This window comes from Micromonospora sp. NPDC048835 (assembly GCF_040649995.1).
Taxonomy (GTDB): domain Bacteria; phylum Actinomycetota; class Actinomycetes; order Mycobacteriales; family Micromonosporaceae; genus Micromonospora.
The window spans coordinates 231,400-250,074 of the sequence record NZ_JBEZGM010000006.1 but is presented as its reverse complement, the minus strand read 5'-3'; the positions used below and the strand labels follow the sequence as shown (position 1 = coordinate 250,074).

Annotated in this window: 15 protein-coding genes; 8 read left to right on the top strand and 7 right to left on the bottom strand. The window is 72.9% G+C overall.

Going from position 1 to position 18,675, the window contains the following annotated elements; genetic code table 11:
• Nucleotide 1: 1 nt before the first annotated feature.
• The 6 genes from AB0C15_RS10450 (at nt 2) to AB0C15_RS10425 (ending at nt 6,674) form a co-directional block, all read left to right on the top strand.
• Entirely contained in the window at nt 2-325 is a 324-nt protein-coding gene (locus tag AB0C15_RS10450; protein WP_357350786.1) for a hypothetical protein, read from the top strand.
• Between the two features lies 1 nt (nt 326).
• Entirely contained in the window at nt 327-830 is a 504-nt protein-coding gene (locus AB0C15_RS10445; protein WP_357350785.1) for a hypothetical protein, read from the top strand.
• On the top strand, nt 823-2,259 hold the full coding sequence (locus AB0C15_RS10440) for a baseplate J/gp47 family protein (RefSeq protein WP_357350783.1): 1,437 nt from the start codon (nt 823-825) through the stop codon (nt 2,257-2,259). The genes AB0C15_RS10445 and AB0C15_RS10440 overlap by 8 nt, the downstream gene beginning before the upstream one ends.
• Nucleotides 2,260-2,270: 11 nt before the next feature.
• Nucleotides 2,271-4,616 (top strand): hypothetical protein, encoded by a 2,346-nt coding sequence (locus AB0C15_RS10435; protein WP_357350781.1) that lies wholly within the window; start codon nt 2,271-2,273, stop codon nt 4,614-4,616.
• Nucleotides 4,617-4,629: 13 nt separating this feature from the next.
• The gene (locus tag AB0C15_RS10430; protein WP_357350779.1) at nt 4,630-5,757 is read left to right on the top strand and encodes a hypothetical protein; all 1,128 of its coding nucleotides are present in this window, start codon (nt 4,630-4,632) and stop codon (nt 5,755-5,757) included.
• A gap of 137 nt (nt 5,758-5,894) precedes the next feature.
• The gene (locus tag AB0C15_RS10425; RefSeq protein ID WP_357350777.1) at nt 5,895-6,674 is read left to right on the top strand and encodes a BTAD domain-containing putative transcriptional regulator; all 780 of its coding nucleotides are present in this window, start codon (nt 5,895-5,897) and stop codon (nt 6,672-6,674) included.
• A gap of 270 nt (nt 6,675-6,944) precedes the next feature.
• Here the strand turns inward: AB0C15_RS10425 and AB0C15_RS10420 are convergent, their stop codons facing one another.
• From AB0C15_RS10420 to AB0C15_RS10390, 7 genes are all read right to left on the bottom strand, one after another.
• On the bottom strand, nt 6,945-7,667 hold the full coding sequence (locus tag AB0C15_RS10420; protein ID WP_357350776.1) for an HD domain-containing protein: 723 nt from the start codon (nt 7,665-7,667) through the stop codon (nt 6,945-6,947).
• An 82-nt stretch (nt 7,668-7,749) separates the two neighbouring features.
• Nucleotides 7,750-9,102 (bottom strand): polysaccharide lyase family 1 protein, encoded by a 1,353-nt coding sequence (locus AB0C15_RS10415; RefSeq protein ID WP_357350774.1) that lies wholly within the window; start codon nt 9,100-9,102, stop codon nt 7,750-7,752.
• A gap of 43 nt (nt 9,103-9,145) precedes the next feature.
• A complete protein-coding gene (locus tag AB0C15_RS10410; protein ID WP_357350773.1) occupies nt 9,146-10,360 on the bottom strand; it encodes a Gfo/Idh/MocA family oxidoreductase in 1,215 nt (404 codons plus the stop codon).
• Entirely contained in the window at nt 10,350-11,843 is a 1,494-nt protein-coding gene (locus tag AB0C15_RS10405) for a mannitol dehydrogenase family protein (protein ID WP_357350771.1), read from the bottom strand. Before AB0C15_RS10405 ends, AB0C15_RS10410 begins: the two co-directional genes overlap by 11 nt.
• A complete protein-coding gene (locus AB0C15_RS10400) occupies nt 11,834-13,138 on the bottom strand; it encodes an enolase C-terminal domain-like protein (protein WP_357350769.1) in 1,305 nt (434 codons plus the stop codon). Before AB0C15_RS10400 ends, AB0C15_RS10405 begins: the two co-directional genes overlap by 10 nt.
• Nucleotides 13,135-14,571 carry a glucuronate isomerase gene (gene uxaC / locus AB0C15_RS10395; RefSeq protein ID WP_357350767.1) on the bottom strand — a complete coding sequence of 479 codons (1,437 nt, stop codon included), beginning with the start codon at nt 14,569-14,571 and terminating at the stop codon, nt 13,135-13,137. The genes AB0C15_RS10400 and uxaC overlap by 4 nt, the downstream gene beginning before the upstream one ends.
• A 25-nt stretch (nt 14,572-14,596) precedes the next feature.
• Nucleotides 14,597-15,925 carry a Gfo/Idh/MocA family oxidoreductase gene (locus AB0C15_RS10390; RefSeq protein ID WP_357350765.1) on the bottom strand — a complete coding sequence of 443 codons (1,329 nt, stop codon included), beginning with the start codon at nt 15,923-15,925 and terminating at the stop codon, nt 14,597-14,599.
• 235 nt (nt 15,926-16,160) lie between these two features.
• Between AB0C15_RS10390 and AB0C15_RS10385 the strand changes: the two genes are divergently transcribed.
• Nucleotides 16,161-17,291, top strand: a complete 1,131-nt coding sequence (locus AB0C15_RS10385) for a LacI family DNA-binding transcriptional regulator (RefSeq protein WP_357350763.1) — start codon at nt 16,161-16,163, stop codon at nt 17,289-17,291.
• A 19-nt stretch (nt 17,292-17,310) separates the two neighbouring features.
• Nucleotides 17,311-18,657 (top strand): extracellular solute-binding protein, encoded by a 1,347-nt coding sequence (locus tag AB0C15_RS10380; protein WP_357350761.1) that lies wholly within the window; start codon nt 17,311-17,313, stop codon nt 18,655-18,657.
• The last annotated feature ends 18 nt before the right edge of the window (nt 18,658-18,675 follow it).

Genomic DNA, 18,675 nt, shown 5'->3' with positions numbered 1-18,675 from the left:
AATGGCTTTCGTGCTCACCACGTCGAGCGACGTGCACTGCCCCAGCCAGGGGACCGTCACCCCGGCCGGGCAGTCGAAGCTGGTCGTGGCCGGCGCCCAGGTGGTCCGCCTCGACGGCATCACCGGCAAGTCGGTGGCCGGCTGCACCATCGCCACCAGCAACTCCACCAAGCAGTGCAGCACGGTGGTCTCGGCGACCGGCGCGGCCGGCAAGCTCACGGTCGGGGGTGTCGGGGTGGCCCTGGGCTCACTCAGTGGCGCCACCGACGGCAGCACCTCCGGCCTGTCCGCAAGCGCCGGGCAGAGCAAGCTGAAGGCGGTCTGAGGTGGACCGGACCGAGCGGGAACGGCAGGCCGCCCAGCGCCGCTACCTCGGCTGGGGCCTCGCCTTCGAACCCACCATGCCCGGCGTGGACCTGGCCCGCGACGTCGTCTTCGACGACGGCCCGAACGGTCGGGTGCTCGCCCTCGTGGCCGGCACCGAGAACGTCGCCCAGAGCCTCGCGGTGGCGCTGACCACCCTGCGCGGGTCGAACGTCTTCGACGCCACCTTCGGCTTCGACGGTCTCAACGCCCTCGCCGAGCAGATCGAGCCGAACCTGATCCGCGAACAGGTCCGCATCGGCATCATCACCCTGCTCGACCGCGATCCGCGCGTCCGCAAGATCGTCGACGTGAACCTCGACGACGGTCGGCTCGGCGCGGGGACTCCCGACGAAGCGGCGCGGGCCGCGCTGCGCTCGTCGCGCACCCTCCAGGTGCAGGTCCAGTTCGAAACCATCACCGACGACCGGCTCTCGGTGCATCTCGGGGAGCTGCCACGTGTCTGACCCGACCCTGCCGGCCGAGCTGGCCGACGTCCTGGCCGTCGACGCCGCCGCGCTGCGCGCCACCGGCTCGACCGGCTTCGGCATCGTCGAGACCGGCTTCGTGCCGAAGTCCTTCGCCCGACTGCTCGCCGAGAAGCTGGCCACCGCCCGGCTGCTCTTCGGCGACGACATCGACCTGACCAGCGGTGCCGTGCTGCGCAAGGTCCTCGAACTGGCCGCGCTCGAGGACGCCCGACTGTGGGCGGCGCTCGGCGCGGTCTACGACAACTCGTACGTGGTGTCGGCGACCGCCGACGCGTTGACCCGCCTCGGCGAGGAACTCGGCATCCCCCGGCCCCACCTGCCGGCCCGGGGCACGGTGAAGCTGAAGCTGAAAGCCGCGCTGCCCACCGGCCGCACCCAGCTCACGCTTCCCCGGGGCGCCCGGCTCTCCACCCCGGGTGGGCACCACGTGGCCCTGGACGAGACGGTGGTGCTCTCCGCCGCCGTCGGCGAACGGGTGCCGGCCGTCGCCGCCTTCTACCCCGGCCCCGCGCACAACCTCGACCCCACCCAGCCCAGCCAGAAGATCGACAGGTGGAACCGGGCCGACACCCTGCTGGCCGACCTTGACGACGCCGAGCAGGCCGCCGGGAAGGAGCTGGTGGAGATCACCCACACCGTCGCGCTGACCGGGGGTGAACAGCAGGTCTCCGACGCCCGCTACCGGCAACTGCTGCTGGCCGCGCCCCGCTCGATCTGGACGGCCGAGGCGATCGGCCTGGCCGTGGCCACCGTGCCCGGCGTACGACAGGTGCAGGTCTTCGACGGTCGCGGCGGGCTGGACCTCAACCAGTCCATCTTCGGCAACTTCACCTTCATCGAGCGGGTCTTCAGCACTGAACGGGACCTGGGCAACCCGTACTACGTCACGGTCCTCGTCGCCCCCACCGCCGCCGCGATCTGGGACGGCCCGGACGGGTTGCACGCCGCCGTCGAGTCGGTCATCGAGGACCTACGCCCGGTGGGCATCTTCGCCTCCGTGGACCGGGCCGACGAGGTGGGCATCGGCGTCGAGGCCGACCTGGTGATCCGGGGCCTGCCGTTGCCCACCGGCTCGAAGGAGACCGTGAACGCCTCGACCGCCGCCACCGAGCTGCGGGCCCGGCTGCACGCCCGGCTGCGCCGCTACGTCGACGAACTGCCCTTCGGTGAGCCGGTCCGCGCCGCCGAGGTGATCTGGACGTTGATGAACGAGCCGGGCGTCGCGGACGTCCGTGACCTGCGGCTGGTGCGCTTCCCGGCCGACTCGGCGGTGGTGGTGACCGGCAGCGCGCCCACCGGCGACGGGGTGCAGCGGCTGCCGGTCGGCGACAACGCGGTGCTCGCCGCGAACCAGGTGCCCGTCTACGTGGACCGGGACGACCCCCGGCCGTTCCGGATCGTCTGAGCGGGGGCGCGATGACCGACATCCGGGTGCCGGTGGACGGTGCCGACCCGTCCGTCGAACGGAACCTCGTCGACCAGTTGGAGGGCCCGTACCCGGGCACCGTCCGGCGGGTGGTGGTGCCCGTCGCCGCCAGCGGCGCGGCGGCGGTGGACTGGACCAGCCGGCACCCGCTGCTCACCGTGGTGCTGCGCCGGGACCTGGCCGAGGAGACCGTCCGGGTGACGGTCACCGTCGACCCGGGCGGGACCGGCGAGCGGGTGCTGCCGCCGGTGGTCTTCGCACCCTGGTCGGCGGCCGGAGCGTCGGTTCCCGCGTACGTGCCGGACACCGCCGACGAGCCGCTCGTCGCGTCGTTCCCGGTCGCCGTGACGGTCGAGCGGTCCGTCGACGGGGGAGCCGCCACGGCCGTCACCGGGGCGGCGCTCACCGGCCTGGTCGAGCTGGCCGTGGTCGAGGGCAACCTGGGCCGGCTGCTCTACCTCGTGTCGTACGAGAAGCACCGGCTGCGCCGCGCGGCCCGGGAGGTGCACGCGTACCGGACCCTCGCGCACGCCCGACGCGACGCGCTGGACCGGATCGGCGCGGACGTCGGGGTGGCCCGCTTCGTCGACGAACTGGTGCACGAACCGACAAGGGGCGAGGTGTACGCCCGCCGCCTGCCCCCGCCGGCCCGCGAGCCGGACGCCGCGTACGCCCACCGGCTCGGGCTCTACCGGCGGTTCCTGCTGCCCACCCCGGGCGCAGTACGACGACTGCTCAACGGCCCCGGCGCGGACACCGACCCGAACGCCGGTCTCTTCGCCGACCTGCCCGGCGGGGCACGGTTCACGCTACGCGAGGACGACGACCGGTTCGCCGTGGCGATCCGACTGGTCGCCGTCGGCGATCCGCAGCACCGCACGAACTTCCTCGCCCAACTGCGCCGTGACCGCATCGTGCTGCCCGCCAACACCCCACCGAACAACACCGTGCACGCCGGCCGGGCGCTGCCGGCCAGTCGGTTGGCCGAGGTCACCGCGCTGCGGGCCAGCCTGCGCCAGTCGTACACCTTCGACAGCACGCACGGCGTCGCGCCGCCGCTGGCCGCCGCCCTGGACCGCGCCGGGCGGGTCTGCCGGGCGCTCGGCTCGGCGATAACGTGGCAGGTGTCCCGGGCCCAGGACGACGCCGGCGGCAGCCGCTACGAGCTGGGCCTCGGCGTGGACGTGAGCTGGCCGACCCCCGCGCAGGCCACCGACCTGCGTAACCGGGTGCTGGACACCGGGCGCGCGATCACCGCCGACCGGACCGCCGAGGCGCTGATCGCCGCCGCCCGCGCCGCCGGTGTGCCCACCGCGTCAGCCGACGGCGAGGTGGCGTGGCTGTGGCGGGTCTGCGGCCTGCCGACCACCCACCGGATCAGCACCACCCGGATGTACCTGTCGCACCTGCCCACCCGAGGGTTGGCGGTGACCGCCCCGCTGAGCGCGGCGGTCGGTACGGACACGGCGGTCGAGGCGCAGTTCCACGCACCCGGTGATCCCGGCGGCAACGCGTTGCTGCTGGCCGGGCTGAGCGCCGCCAGGACGGCCTGGACCAGCGCCGGTGAGTCGGCCTGGAACCCGTTGACCGACGCGGTGGCGCGCACCCGGTGGGCGGCGGTGCCGACCCGACCGGCCGGGCAGCCGGTCGACCAGGTGCTGGCCGCCGCCGGTCTGCCCGCGGTACGGGACCCGGCGCCGGTGGTGGCCGCGCTCAACCGCCTCCCCGACGAGCTGGTGGAGACGATCGAACTGCCGGCGGCACTGGCCTCCGCGTTGATCGCCGGCCAGCCGGCGGCCGGCGATCGGCTGGCCCGCCTGGTCGGGTTGCTGCGCGACCAGCACCTCGCGGCGGCGCTGCCCCTGGTCGAGACGGGCAACCGGGTCCTGCTGGTGTGCAGCGTGATCGGTCTGCCGCAGGCCGGGCTGAACCTGGCCGAGCGTCGGGCCACCGGGTTCCGCTGGTACACCGTCGGGCTCGGCGGCGGCACCGCGGAGATCAAGGCGGTCGGCGCGCGGACCACGCTGCGCCCCACCCACACCGGGCTGGTCGCCGTGGTGGCGCTCTCCTACGTGCGCTCCGGCCGGACCGACCCGTACGAGTTCCGGGTGGAGCTGCCCGACGGGGTGACCTTGACCCTGGCGCAGTACGAGCGGCTGATGAACGCCCTGACGAGGGTCTGCCCGCTCGGGGTGGAGATCAACACGTTCGGCATCCGGCGCGACCACGTCGACCTCGACGACGACGGCACGGCCGAGCCGCTGCGCCCGGCGGTGGCGCGCACCTTCCGCACCTTCCAGCAGCGCCGGCACCGCGGCGTGTACGACCAGCTCTGAGAGGGACACCACCATGGCCAGCGAGATCAACTACGACGGGGTGACCGTCACCGAGCTGTACGAGGCGTTCACCAAGCACGGCATTCCGGCCTCGGACGCCAGCGTGCTGGTCTCGTCCTGGATCTACGAGAACGTGGGCACCGCGAAGCGGGTGTTCAGCTACGCCGAGTCGTTCCCCGCCGTGGAGCCGGGCTGCGCGCCGCCACCGTTCGCGCGCACCTTCGCGCACACCGACTGGGTCGACGGCGAGGACGTGGTCCAGGCCGGGCAGACCCCCGGGGAGCAGGGCTTCAACGAGCGGTTCCACCGCATCGAGCACGACCTGGACCACCTCGGCACCGACCTGGCCAAGGCGTTCTCCTGCATGGCGGCGATGCGGGTCAGCCTGCGCCGGCTGCTCGACGAGATCCGCGCGGAGATCAACCGGCTGCACTCCACGGTGCACGAGAACAAGGTCGTGCCCGGCCCGTACACCTTCGAGCAGATCCCCAACTACATCGGCGCGCTGGACTTCGGTAAGTACATGGGCACCACGATGTTCATGGACAAGAAGGTCAGCATCTGGCAGACCAAGGCCGGCACCATCGTGCTGCCCGCCGTGGAGACCCTCGGCGTGGACGTGGTGGTCGGCCCGAAGGTCCGCGGCGCAGCCCAACTCGCCAGGTACGCCGCCGAGAACGGTGACGTCCGGCAGCGCTTCCCGCGCGAGGTGAAGCTCGAGGAGTTCATCCGTACCTTCGGCGAGGACGAGGTGGCCGACGGCCGGAGCATCCGCGACGTGCTTAAGGTGCTGCCGGCGGACACCGCCTATCCGAGTGTGGACGCGATGTTCGCCGAGGTCAGCGAACGGGAAGCCGTGATCGTCCGGACCACTGTCGGCGCCCAGTCGGCGGTCGCCGCAGCCCTCGGCATCGAGGCCGAGTTGGAGAACGTCGGCGACGCCGACATCGCGATGCTCGCCGGGGTGCCGACCAAGGCCCGCGCCGCGCTGGCCAGAGCTGGGATCAGCACCCTCGGCAAGCTGGCCGACGCCCCCGCCGAGCGGGTGCTCGGCATCATGAAGGAAGCCGGGGTACGCGCCGACGTCGGCGACGCCGCCGAATGGACCGGGTACGCCCAGACGCTGAGCAAGCTGCGCTGAACGGCCGGACCCGAATCCGGCGAACGGATGATCTCCACCGTTCGCCGGGTCGGTGAGACGACACTGCGCTGGCGCTGCGACCGTCCACACCCGAGCGTGGAACTGCCACGGGGCGATCGGGTGCGAGAGGCGCAAGCATGGCTGTGCACGAGGTAACACAGGACCTTCGCACCCGGGCAACCGAGACCGACGCGGGGCAGCCCGCCCGGTACGAGTTGCGCCTGCTCGGCGGGTTCGGCCTGGAACGCGACGGCCGGGCGGTGGCCGTGCCGCAGGGTGCCCGCCGGCTGCTGGCCTTCCTCGGCGTACGCCAGCGCTGTGGCCGGTCCGAGGCCGCCGGCACGCTCTGGCCCGGCTCCCACGAGGAGCGGGCCCGCGCCAACCTGCGCACCATGCTCTGGCGACTGCACCGGGTCACCCCCGAGCCGCTTGTGGAGGAGGACGACCGGCTGGCCCTGGCAGCCTGGGTGACAAGCGACGTGGCCACCCTGGGCGGGGCGGCCACCGCGCTGCTGTCCGGTGGTGCGTCGGTCGCCGTCGGCCCCGGCGTACCGGTGTTCGCCACCGGCGAGCTGCTGCCCGGTTGGTACGACGACTGGGTGCTAGCCGAGCGGGAACGGCTGCGCCAGACCCGCCTGTACGCGCTGGAGACGCTCGCCGAGTGGCTCACCACGCAGCGCCGGTTCGGCGAGGCGGTGCAGGTGGCGTTGACAGCGGTGCAGTTGGAGCCGCTGCGGGAGAGCGCCACCCGCACGTTGATCGCCGTGCACCTGGCCGAGCGCAACATCAACGAGGCGGTACGACGGTTCGAGCTGTTCCGCGCCGACCTGGGCCGGGAGTTGGGGGTGGCCCCGACGCCCTGGTTGGAGCGCCTGGTGCAGGCCGGGATGACCGGCGCGACCGTCCCGTACCAGTGATCGTAAGCGGCGCTATCTCCCTTCCGGCCCGCCGGTCTTCCGTCGGCTGACGCCGCTCACGCGGTCCGGCAGCCGACCGACATCCGCCCCACATTCGCCCTTTGCTCTGCACCCGCGGAGGCGACAGTCACGGTCGGTAGCTGGCGCTTCCGCGGGTGCAGAGCAAAGGGCACGGTAGGCGCGCGAGGGGGGTGGGGCGGTGAGGCGCGTGACGTGCCTTCCGCGGCACCGGCTGGCCCCGTGTCGGTGGGCGGCGGGGCGCGGCGACGGTCAGGTGGCGGCGGGCTGGTCCAGGATGGCGCTGAAGCGCTCCTCGGCGAGGTCGAGCTGACCGAAGATGTGCCGCTTCACGGCCGGTGACAACGGGGTGTCCGGGCGGCCGATCAGGTCCCGGAAGAGCGGTACCAGCGGCCGGTACTTCCGGGCCGACGAGACCACCTTCGGCCCGACCGTGTGGATCACGCCCACGCCGTTGTCGGTGAAGTCCGACACCTTGATCACCCGAGCCCAGGGCTCCCGGTCCAGGCTGACCGCCAGGTGCTGCCGGTACTGCTCGTTGCGGTCCCGGTCGGGGTCGTACACCGGGTTGGTGACCGCCGCGACCAGGGTGGCGACGCGCGGCCCGAACCGGGCGGCCAGCACGGCGAGTGCCGCGGCGGTGGCATCGCCGTCGGCGGCACCGGCCAACTCGGACGGGTGGTCCTCGACCGCGTCGTGCAGCAGGCCGGCGACGATCACATCCACGTCCCGCACCTGGTAGTGGTGCATCAACCGGATCGCCACCCGCAACAGGTGGTTGAGGTACGGCTCCCGAACCCGCCGGTCGTCGCGGTGCAGCTCGGCGGCGAGGTCGAGCGCGGCGGTCAACCGCGTTCGGGCGGTCTCGTCGAACTGCTGGACCTCCAGCCGGAAGCGCTCCAGCAGGCCCGGTTCGCCGTGGATCTCGGTGATCGCGTGCATCGGCATGCTGCCCAGGTGTGGCGGGAAGTCCATGCGTCACTTATAGCCGATCTTCTCCACATCGATGAGCCTGTACGTCGCCGACCCGACCGCGAGTTCCGCGCCGACCGGGCCGTCAGAGCGGCAGCCGGTCGGCCCCGGCGAGCGGGTCCACCAGGACGGGCACCAGCGGCGCCGGCAGGACCGGGTCGCGGCGCAGGGTGGGCGTCCAGCCCGCGTCGGCGGCCAGGTCGGGGTCGTGCGTCGCGTTGTACGCCGCCAGCAGGTCGACAGGTCGGGCCGCGCCGCCGCCCCGGCGCACCCAGGAGCCGCGCTCGGTCAACGCGGTGCCGCCCCAGTCGTAGAGCAGGTCCGCCGGGTCGACCGCCGCGTCCAGGGTGAAGAAGTTGTCCTGCGCGTAGATCGCCGACTGGACACCCACGCCGAGCGCGTACTGGAAGCCGTCCCCACCGAGCCGGTAGTGGTTGTTGTAGACGTCGACCTGACCGAAACGCACCCTCGGCAACCGTTGCAGGACGCCGTCGAACAGGTTGTGGTGCAGGGTGACCCTCAACCGCCCCACGTCCGGGCCGACGGTGTTCGACGAGCCGATCAGCAGCAGCTTGTCCCGCTTGGTGAAGCGGTTCCAGGAGGCGGTGACCAGGCTGGCGGTGTGCGTGACGTCAAGCGACCCGTCGTGCACCTGGTACGGCCGACCGAAGTACACCGGCTGGGCGCTGTCCGGGTTGTCGCCGTCGGTGAAGGTGTTGTGGTCGACCCAGACGTTCTCGCTGCGGCGAACCGAGATCTGGTCGTACTGGCTGTTCCAGTTGCCAGCCTCGCCGTCGGTCGGCGACCAGGCCGGGAAGCAGTCCCGGGCGTCGACGAGGGTGAGGTTACGGACGATCACGTTCGACGCCCGGTCGATCATGAGGGTGAGCCCGGTCAACCGGGCACCGCGCAGCCCGACGATCGTGGTGTTCGGACCGACGTTGATCTGGGTCTGCCGGGTCTGGTTGGCCACCGAGCGCACCCGAGCCTCCTCCAGCGGGCCGCTCGGTGCCACCCGTCCCCACACCGCCGGGTCGTACGCGGCCAGGTACGCGTCCAACCGGTACCCCGGGTCGGCCAGGTCGGCGCAGCTCAGCGCGGTGCCGTCCGGGCCGTCGAAGCCGTCGATGACACCGTCGACGTAGATGAGCTTCGGCGTGGCGTCGGCGGCGTTGCCGGCGTTGTCGCCGCCGAGCGCGGCGACCAGCTCCGCCCGGTCGTGCACCACCCGGGTCCGCTCGGGCGTGGCCGCCGAGCCGCCGGTGGTGCCGGGGCCGTCGGCCGCCCAGCCGTCCCGCTCGGGCAGCGCCTGCCGGCCGAGGTGACGAGCCAACCAGGAGAGCCGGTCGGCGGACGGTACGCCCGGGTGTGCGGCGGCCGCCGGGGCGGCGCCGAGGAGGAGGGCGACCACTGTGACGCCGCCGAGGATTCTGCGCATCGGCTCTCTCCGTTCGCTGTGGTGGGGCCGGTCGGTTGTTCGTCTATCCCGCCAGCTCGGCGCGGTACGCGGCGGACGCCCACGGCACCGCCAACTCGCTCGGCAGCGCCACCCGGTCGGCCGCCCGGCGCAGCACGTCGACGACACCGCGCAGGTGGCGGACCTGCTCGCCACCCTGGCCGATGGTGGTCACCAGGTCGCCGTCGAGCAGCCGGGGCTCCGGCGCGGGCCGCAGCGCGTCCAACAGCGCGGTGAACGGGGCGGTACGGGCCAGCGGCGCGATCAGCGGCACATCCGCCGGATCGACCCGGTGGGCGAGCAGGTTCTCCAGCAGCCCCAGCCGCCCCGGCACCCGACGGGTCACCACGTCCCCGGGTAGGCGCAACCGGTCCGTCGCGTACTCCAGGACCGCCTGCCCCGCCGTGCCGGTCACCACCACCTCGCCCGCCACGAACTCCTCGGCGGCGAGCGTCACCGCCACCAGCACCGGCGGGCCGGCCCGGAACCGGACCCGCAGCACGGCGGTGTCCTCCACCTCGATCGGCCGGACCCGGTAGCGTTCCACCTCGATCGCGAACGGCCAGGGCGTCGCCCCGGCGAGGGCCTCGGCGATCGCCAGGCACTGCATCACGGCGTGCGCGAGCGGGTTGACGAGCGCGCCGTCGAGCACCGGCCGGCCGTCCAGACTCCGTCGACCGGCCCAGGGGGAGCGGGTGTAGTAGGCGTCCGGCCGTTGCCAGGCGGCGATGGTGGAGATGCCGGTGACCGTGCCCAGCCGGCCGGCGGCGAGCGCGTCGGTGAGCGCGGTGAGGGCCGCCGAGCCGAGCGCCTGGAAGCCGACCTGGGCCACCCGGCCGGCGGCGGTGAGTGCCCAGGTCAGCTCCTCGTGCTCGGCCAGTGACAACACCGGCGGCTTCTCCAGGAGCAGGTCGGCACCGGTGGCCAGGGCGTCGCGGGCGATCGCCAGGTGGGTGTGCGGCGGCGTGCAGATCACCACCACGTCCGGTCGGGTGGCGGCGAGCATGGCCCGGTGGTCGGTGAACACCGCCACCCCGGGTGGCACCGGGGCGGCCCGGTCGTCCTCCACCGGTCGGACGTCGACAAGGGCGACCAGGCGCAGCCGACCGGCGGCGTGCAGGGGCGCGATCGCCCGCCGGTGCCACCGGCCGTGCCCGTTCGCCCCGATCACCGCCACCCGGGGCGGCGAGGTGGCCGCACTCACCGCCGACCGGCCCGGGTCGACCCGGTCACCGGGCACCGGCCAGGGTGGCCTCGACGCCGTGTCGTTCCAACGCGGTCAGCCAGGCGATCACGTCGGCGCGGACCTCGTCGTCCTCGGCCACCTCCACCGGAATGACCTCCCGGAGTGCGAAGACCGCGTCGACCGCGCCCGCCGGGCTCTGCGACCCGTTGTCGAGCGCGGCCCGGATCGGCCCAGCGAGGGGGTCCTGGAACGGCAACGGGCGGCCGTCGTCGGCGTACCCCAGCGCGAAGCGCAACCAGGACGCCACGACCAGCGCGCCCCAGCGTGCGGACCGCCCGGCCGCGCGCAGGTCGGCGATGGTGTGCAGGACGCGCTGCGGCAGCTTCTGGGAGCCGTCGATCGCCACCTGGAGGGTGCGGTGGTGGATTGCCGGGTTGCCGAACCGGGCGAGGGCCTGCTCGCCGTAGTCGACCACCTGGACCCCGTCGGGCGGGGTGAAGCTGGCCGCCACGTCCTCGGCGATCAGCCGGCGCAGCACGTCGCGCAGGTGGGGGATCTCCAGCGCGTCGGCGATCGTCTCCCGACCCGCGAGGGCTCCGAGGTAGGCGATGGCCGAGTGCACGCCGTTGAGGGTGCGCAGCTTCAGTCGCTCCCACGGGCCGGCGTCGTCGGTGAGCACCGCCCCGGCGTGCTCCCAGCCCGGCCGTCCGCCGGGGAAGTCGTCCTCGATCACCCACTGCGCGTAGGGCTCGGCGGCCACCGCGGCCAGGTCGGTCACGCCCAGCGCCCGGCGGGCGGCCTCGATCGTCTCCGGGGTGCTGGCCGGCACGATCCGGTCCACCATGGTGCCGGGGCAGGTGACGTTCGCGGTCACCCAGTCGACCAGGCCGCTGGGTACCTCGCCGGCCCGGCCGACCGCCTGGTCCAGCATGCCGCGCAGTCGCCGGCCGTTGGATGGCAGGTTGTCGCAGCTGACCAGGGCCACCGGCCCGGCGTCCGCGGCGGCCCGCGCGGCCAGCCCGCGCAGCAGCAGCCCGGGTACGGTGCTCGGCGGCCGACCGCCGGCCAGGTCCGCGGCGAGGGCCGCGTCCGGGCTGAGCTGACCGGTGACCGGGTCGAGCTGGTACGCCTTCTCGGTGACGGTCAGGGTCACCACCCGGACCGCCGGGTCGGCGAGCAGCGCCACCACGGCGTCCGGGTCACTGGGGGCGTGGCGGACGCCGCTCAGCGCGCCCACCACCTGGGTGGTGCTGCCGGCGGCGGAGAGGGTGCTGACGCTGAACAGGTTGTCCTGCGCGGCGAGCGCCTCGACCAGGGCGGTGCTGCGCGGGGCGACGGCCACGATGCCCCAGTCGCCGCCGGCCGCGCCGACCGCCGCCTCGGTGAAGACGGCCTGGTGCGCCCGGTGGAAAGCCCCCAACCCCAGGTGTACGACGCCGGTCGGCACGGTGCCCGGCCGGATCAGCGGTCGGGCCTCGGCGGGTAGCCGGCGCAGCATGCCCAGGCCGAGCCGGGAGGCGCCGACGGTCACCGCCATGCCGGACCGTCCGGGAAGCGGAACTCGGCGATCGACGCCGGTTTCATCGTCGCGCTGTAGCCGGGGCGCTCGGGCAGCAGGTAGCGGCCGCCGCGGGTCCGCACCGGGTCGACGAAGTGTTCGTGCAGGTGGTCGACGTACTCGATCATCCGACCGTCCAGGTTGGTGCCCACCCGCAGGTAGTCGAAGATCGCCAGGTGCTGGACGTACTCGCAGAGGCCCACGCCGCCGGCGTGCGGGCAGACCGGCACGCCGAACTTCGCCGCCAGCAGCAGCTCGGCCAGGACCTCGTCGACGCCGCCGACGCGGCACGCGTCGACCTGCATGACGCCGATCGCCTCGGCCTGGAGTAGCTGTTTGAAGATCACCCGGTTGGCGGCCACCTCACCGGTGGCGACCCGGCAGCGCCCGCCGGTGAGCTGGGTCACCGCTCGGGCGATCCGGGCGTGCCCGAGGATGTCGTCGGCGTGGGTGGGCTCCTCGATCCAGTACGGGTCCACCTCGGCCAGCGCCGTCATCGCGGTGATCGCCTCGTCGACGTCCCAGACCTGGTTGGCGTCCATCATGAGCAGCGCGTCCGGGCCGATCTCCGCGCGGATGATCCGGGCCCGCCGCAGGTCGTCGGCGAGCGGACCGCCCACCTTCATCTTCATCGCCCGCCAGCCGTCGGCGTACGCCTGCCGGGTCAACGCCCGCACCTTGTCGTCGGGGTAGCCGAGCCACCCGACCGAAGTGGTGTACGACGGGAAACCGTCCCGTTCGAGGGTCGCCAACCGGTCGGCCAGCCCGTCGCGCCCCTTGTCCAGGATGGCCGTCGCCTCGTCCGGGGTGAGCGCGTCGCGGATGTGTCGGAAGTCGACGCTCGCGACGAGGTCCTCGGTGGGCAGTTCGGCGAGGAAGCGCCACATCGGCTTGCCGGCCAGGGTGGCCCGCAGGTCCCACACCGCGTTGACCAGCGCGCCGGTCGCCATGTGGATGACGCCCTTCTCCGGGCCCAGCCAGCGCAACTGCACGTCCGCGCTGAGTGAGCGCCAGAACGCGACCGGCTCGGCGGTGATCTCCTCGATGGTCCGTCCCCGCACGTGGTGGGCCAGGGCGCGCACCGCCGCGCAGGTGATCTCGTTGCCCCGACCGTTGGTGAAGGTGAACCCGGCACCGGTCGGGCCGGCGTCGGTGCCCAGCTCCACGTACGTCGCCGAGTAGTCACCCCGGTTGATCGCGTCGGAGCCGTCGCCCCGGGCGGCGGTCGGGAACCGCACGTCGTGCACCTCGACGGAGGTGATAGTCACCGTCACAGTTGCTCGCCCTTCCCAAAGTTGAAGACCCGCTTGGGCAGCCGGTACGCCAGGTCGACGATGGTCTCGGCGGCCTCGTCCAGCGGCAGCCGGTGTTCGGCGACGAGCCGGGCCAGGAAGCCGGCGTCCACCCGGCGGGCCACGTCGTGGCGGACCGGGATGGAGCAGAACGCCCGGGTGTCGTCGACGAACCCGGCGGTGTTGTAGAAGCCGGCGCTCTCGGTGACTGCCTCCCGGAACCGGCGCAGCACCTCCGGGGAGTCCAGGAACCACCAGGGCGCGCCGAGGAGCAGCGCGGCGTACCCGCCCGCGAGGGGCGCCAGCTCGCGGGTGAAGGTGTCCTCGTCGAGGGTGTAGAGCACCACCGTCAGTCGCGGGTCGTTGCCGTAGCGCTCGAGCAGCGGGGCGAGCGCGTGCACGTACTCGGTGGCCTGCGGGATGTCGCCGCCCACGTCGCGGCCGTGCCGGGCGTGCAGCCAGCGGTTGTGGTTGCGTACCGCGCCGGGGTGCAGTTGCAGGACCAGGCCGTCGTCGAGCGACATCCGGGCGAACTCCACGAGCATGTGCGCCCGGAACGCCTCCGCGTCGGCGGCATCGGCCGCACCGCGCCGACCCCGGTCGTAGAGCCGCGCGGCCTCGGCCGGGGTCAGGTCGAGGGTACGGGCGGTGGGGTGGCCGTGGTCGGAGGAGGTCGCGCCGGCGGCGATGAACGCGGCCCGGCGGGCCCGCAGCGCGGCCAGGTAGCCGGCGTACGTGGTGGTGTCCTCGCCGGCCCGATCGCCGAGCCGGTCCAGGTTCGACGACCAACCCTCGTACTCCATGTCCACCACGTCGTCCGGGCGGAACGTGGTGACCACCCGGCCGCCCGGCCCGCCCCAGCCGTCGGCGGCGAGCTTGGCGTGCGCGGCGAGGTCGTCCAGCGGCGACTCGGTGGTCGCCAGGACCTCGATGCCGAACCGCTCGAACAGTGCCCGGGGCCGGAACTCCGGCTCGGCGAGCCGGGCCGCGATCTCGTCGTACACGGCGTCGGCGGCGCTCGGGCCGAACGGGGTGTGCACCCCGAACACGGTGCGGAAGGTCTGCTCCAGCCAGAGTCGCGACGGGGTGCCCCGGAACAGGTGCCAGTGCGCGGCGAAGCGTCGCCAGATCACCCGCCCGTCGGTCTGCACCGGGCTGCCGTCGCGGGTGGGCACCCCCAGGTCCGCCGGGGGTACGCCCTGACTGAGCAGCATCCGGGTGAGGTAGTGGTCGGGCACGATGAGCAGCTGTGCCGGGTCCGGGAAGGGACGGTCCTCGGCGAGCAGGGCCGGGTCGACGTGCCCGTGTGGCGAGATGATCGGTTGCTCCGCCGCCAGGGCGTACAGCTCCCGGGCCAGCGCGCGCTGGCCCGGTTCGGGCGGCAGGAGCAGGTCGGTGTGGTCGAACGTGGGCACGGGGTGCGGCTCCTCGTCTCCTGTGTCAGCGGGGGGTGAGCAGGTCGGCGACGCGGACGGGTTCGCCGGTCTCGAAGGACCGGTTGGCGGCCAGGCCGGTGAGCAGGGCCAACGCGCCGTCGTCGGCGGTCGCGGCGCGGCCCAACGGGTCGGGTTGACCCCCCAGGAGAACGCCGGTCATCCGGGCGTCCGCGCCGCCGTGCCCGTGCCGACTGCGACCCTCCACCGGGATCTGCCGGGGTGGGGCCCAGAACGGGCGCAGGGTCAGCGTCGCACCACCGCCCTCGGCCGGCGCGTCGGTGCCGTGCAGGGCGGCCCCCTTGACCGCGCCGGCGGTGCCCCGGTCGACGAAGTCGTTCTCGGCCACGTCCAGCTCCAGTCGGCCCCGGCTGCCGTTGACCATCACCCGGTAACCCTCCCAGGGCGCGTACGCGGTGAGGTGGTACGTCATGGTGGCGCCGGTGGAGTAGCGGGCCAGCACCGCCATGTCGTCCTCGATGCTCACCCCGGGGGCGAAGACGTTGCGGTCGCGCTGGTAGCCGTCCTCGGCCTCGGCGTCGAGGTACAGCTCACGCAGCCGGGGGTGGGCGTCGAGGCGCAGCGCGAACGGGTCGTCGGCGGCGGCGGGGGAGCCGTGCGCCCGGTCGTAGTCGCGGGCGTAGCCGTGCCGGCGACCGTCCTGGCCGTAGAAGAACAGCCGACCGGCCGCGTACACCTCGACCGGGGTGGCGGCCAGCCACCAGTTGACCAGGTCGAAGTGGTGGCTGGCCTTGTGCACCATCAGCCCGCCGGAGGTGGCCTTGTCGCGGTGCCAGCGACGGAAGTAGTCGGCGCCGTGCCGGACGTCGAGCAGCCACTCGAAGTGCACCGAACCGATCTCACCGACCGCGCCCTCGGCGAGCAGCCGGCGGACCTGTTCGTGCAGCGGGTTGTAGCGGTAGTTGAAGGCGACGGTGACCCGGCCGCCGGTCTCGGTCACCGCGTCCAGGATGCGCCGGCAGCGGGCCGCGTCCACGGTCATCGGTTTCTCGGTGACGACCTCCCGGCCGGCGTGCAGCGCGGCCACCACGTACTCGTCGTGGGTGACGTCCACGCTGGTGACCAGGACGACGTCGACGCGTTCCTTCTCCAGCATGGCCGCGAAGTCCGCAGCCGGGTACGTGGGCACCGGGCGGTGACCCAGCTCGCCCAGCCAGCGGTTGTGCGCGTCCATCCGGGCCTGGTTGGTGTCGGCGAAGGCGACCAGCTCGGTGGTGTCGGCGTGGTCGAGCACCAACGCCCGGACGAACATCTCGGCCCGCGCGCCGGTGCCCACGACGGCGTAGCGGGCCCGTCCGGCGGCTCTCGGTGACATGCGGTCGCCTCCCGTGGGGCTGCAAAGGTTTGCAATGAAGTAATCACGATCGATCCGATCGCGTCAACGACGGCACCGGGATCAGCGTCATTTGTCGGTGTTTGCGGGGCAGCAGGTCACCAAGGGGAGTGTGGGCGCAACGAAGCCGTAACCATTGACCGTTGACACTGGCGCAACCGTTTGCATTAATGGGCCACACCCAGTGACCGCCACCACATCGGACGAAGGGGTCGCCGTGCCAGTCACCATTCGGGACGTCGCCCGGGCGTCAGGCGTGCACATCTCCACCGTGTCCCGCACCTTCTCCGCCCCCCACCTGGTCAACCCGGAGACCCGGGTCCGGGTGCTGGCCTGCGCGGAGGACCTCGGCTACCGGCCGAACCGCGCCGCCCGCGCCCTGATCACCGGGCGGACGCACAACATCGGGCTGATCATCGCGGACATCGCGAACCCGTTCTTCCCGCCGTTGATCAAGGCGGCGGAGAGTCAGGCCCGGCACCGCGATTACCACGTCTTCGTGGCCGACACCAACGAGGACCCGACCGCCGAGGAAGAGCTGGTCCACGCGCTGGCCAAACAGGTCGACGGCGTGCTGCTGTGCAGCCCTCGGATGAGCAACAGCCTGATCGAGCAGCTCAGCCGCGAGGTGCCACTGGTCGTGGTGAACCGCCAGGTGACCGGGCTGCCCTGTGTGTTGATGGACGTCGGGCAGGGCGCCCGCGCGGCGATCGAGCACCTGGTCGGCCTGGGGCACCGGCGCATCGCGCTGCTCGGTGGCCCGCGCAGCTCGTGGACCAACCGGGAGATGCGCCGGGCAGCCGGCGCGGCGGCCCGCGCCGGTGGCGCGGAGCTGACCGTGCTCGGCCCCAACGCGCCCACCGAGGTCGGCGGCTCCGCGGTCGCCGAGCAGGTGCGGCGCAGCGACGTGTCGGCGGTGCTCGCCTACAACGACCTGATGGCGATCGGCCTGATCGAAGGGCTCGACGCGCTCGGGGTCCGGGTGCCGCAGGAGGTGAGCGTCGTCGGGGTCGACGACATCACCCTGAGCCGGCTGACCCGCCCCAAACTGACGACGGTGGCCACACCCACCGCGGCTGCCGGCCGGACGGCCGTCGACATGCTGCTGCAACAGGACATCGAGTCACCGCGCGGCGCGCGGGGGCCCGGTGCCGGCACGGCGCTCGGCGTCCGTCGTACCACCGCACAGGTAATGCTCCAGACCGACCTGGTCATCCGCGACTCGACCGGCCCGGGCCCGTACGCCCGACCGGCACGTCCCCTGGCCGCACCGCGTGGCCCGGACCCGCATTGCCCTGCGGGCCCGGGCATCCCGACTGCGGCCACCGGTGACGCCGTCGCCTCCTAATGCCGAGGAGTGAGCGCACATGCACCCCGCAACGCCCCCCACCACTGACGCGCCCGCCGGGCGCGCCCACCGTACCCCGCTGCCCCGGCGGCACCTGCTGCGTGGCCTGCTCGCCGTGACGGTTGCCGCACCGCTGATGTTCGGTGCCGCCGCCTGCGGGGACGACGGCGGCGCCGCCGACCCGAACGCGCCGGTCAAGCTGTCCATCTTCTGGTGGGGCGGCGACGCCCGGGCCAAGCTGACCGAGGACGCGCTGGCCCTCTACACCAGGAAGCACCCGAACGTGACCTTCGAGAAGACCTGGCAGGCCAACCAGGGCTACTTCGACAAGTTGGCCACCCTCACCGCCGGCGGCAACCCGCCCGACCTGTTCCAGATCGACGACAACTACCTCGCCGAGTACGCGGCCCGCAACACCACGCTCGACCTGACGCCGTACCAGGAGTCCGGAAAGCTGGACACCTCCAAGTTCCCCAAGAGCCTCTGGCAGTACGGCGTGGTCGACGGCAAGCTCGCCGGCCTGGCCGCCGGGGAGAACACCCAGGGCCTGGTCTACAACAAGACGCTGCTGACCACGCACAACCTGCCCGAGCCGACCACGGGGATGAGCTGGGAGCAGCACATCGCCTGGGCCGAGCAGGTCACCGCCAAGACCAAGGTGCCCGGCACCCAGGACCCGAGCGCCGACTACAAGGCGCTCTGGGTCTGGCTGCGCCAACAGGGCAAGGACCTCTACAAGGGCAACGAGCTGGGGTTCACCGCCGAGGACGTGACCGCGTGGTTCGACCTGTGGAAGGGCGCCCGGGACCGCAAGGCCACCCCGACCGCCGACGTCATCCACGAGGGCAACTCCAGCGACGTCACCAAGCAGTTGGTGGTCACCGGCAAGTCCGCGACCTCCTGGGTCTGGGCCAACCAGATGCCGGACCTGAAGAAGAACACCAAGGACGAGCTGGGTGTGATCGCGTACCCCGGTGACCCCAGCGCGCAGTGGGCGCGGGCCTCGATGTACTGGTCGGTGTTCAAGGGCAGCAAGCACCGGGACGTCGCCGTCGACGTGATCAACTTCCTGAACAACGACCTGGAGGTGGTCAAGCTGCTCGGCACCGACCGCGGCCTGCCCTCCAACCTGGACCTGCGCCGGGTGGTCAGCGACGACACCACCGACCCGGCCATGAAGCAGTCCATCGCCGTCGAGGCGGAGCTGACCCAGAAGTTCGGCGAGTCGCCGCAGGTGCCGATCAAGGGGCACAGCAAGGTGAAGTCCGAGCTGGTCAAGGCCGCCGAGAACGCGCAGTACGGCCGGGCCACCCCCGCCGAGGCCGCCGCCCAGTTCGTCGAGGCGTGCAAGTCCGCAATCGCCTGACCGCCCCGCGAGGCGAGG

Bases quoted from the DNA above. Each gene is read 5' to 3' on its own strand.
- AB0C15_RS10450 (WP_357350786.1), top strand. From the start codon at position 2: ATGGCTTTCGTGCTCACCACGTCGAGCGACGTGCACTGCCCCAGCCAG.
- AB0C15_RS10435 (WP_357350781.1), top strand. From the start codon at position 2,271: ATGACCGACATCCGGGTGCCGGTGGACGGTGCCGACCCGTCCGTCGAA.
- AB0C15_RS10430 (WP_357350779.1), top strand. From the start codon at position 4,630: ATGGCCAGCGAGATCAACTACGACGGGGTGACCGTCACCGAGCTGTAC.
- AB0C15_RS10425 (WP_357350777.1), top strand. From the start codon at position 5,895: ATGGCTGTGCACGAGGTAACACAGGACCTTCGCACCCGGGCAACCGAG.
- AB0C15_RS10420 (WP_357350776.1), bottom strand. From the start codon at position 7,667: ATGGACTTCCCGCCACACCTGGGCAGCATGCCGATGCACGCGATCACC.
- AB0C15_RS10415 (WP_357350774.1), bottom strand. From the start codon at position 9,102: ATGCGCAGAATCCTCGGCGGCGTCACAGTGGTCGCCCTCCTCCTCGGC.
- AB0C15_RS10405 (WP_357350771.1), bottom strand. From the start codon at position 11,843: ATGGCGGTGACCGTCGGCGCCTCCCGGCTCGGCCTGGGCATGCTGCGC.
- AB0C15_RS10390 (WP_357350765.1), bottom strand. From the start codon at position 15,925: ATGTCACCGAGAGCCGCCGGACGGGCCCGCTACGCCGTCGTGGGCACC.
- AB0C15_RS10380 (WP_357350761.1), top strand. From the start codon at position 17,311: ATGCACCCCGCAACGCCCCCCACCACTGACGCGCCCGCCGGGCGCGCC.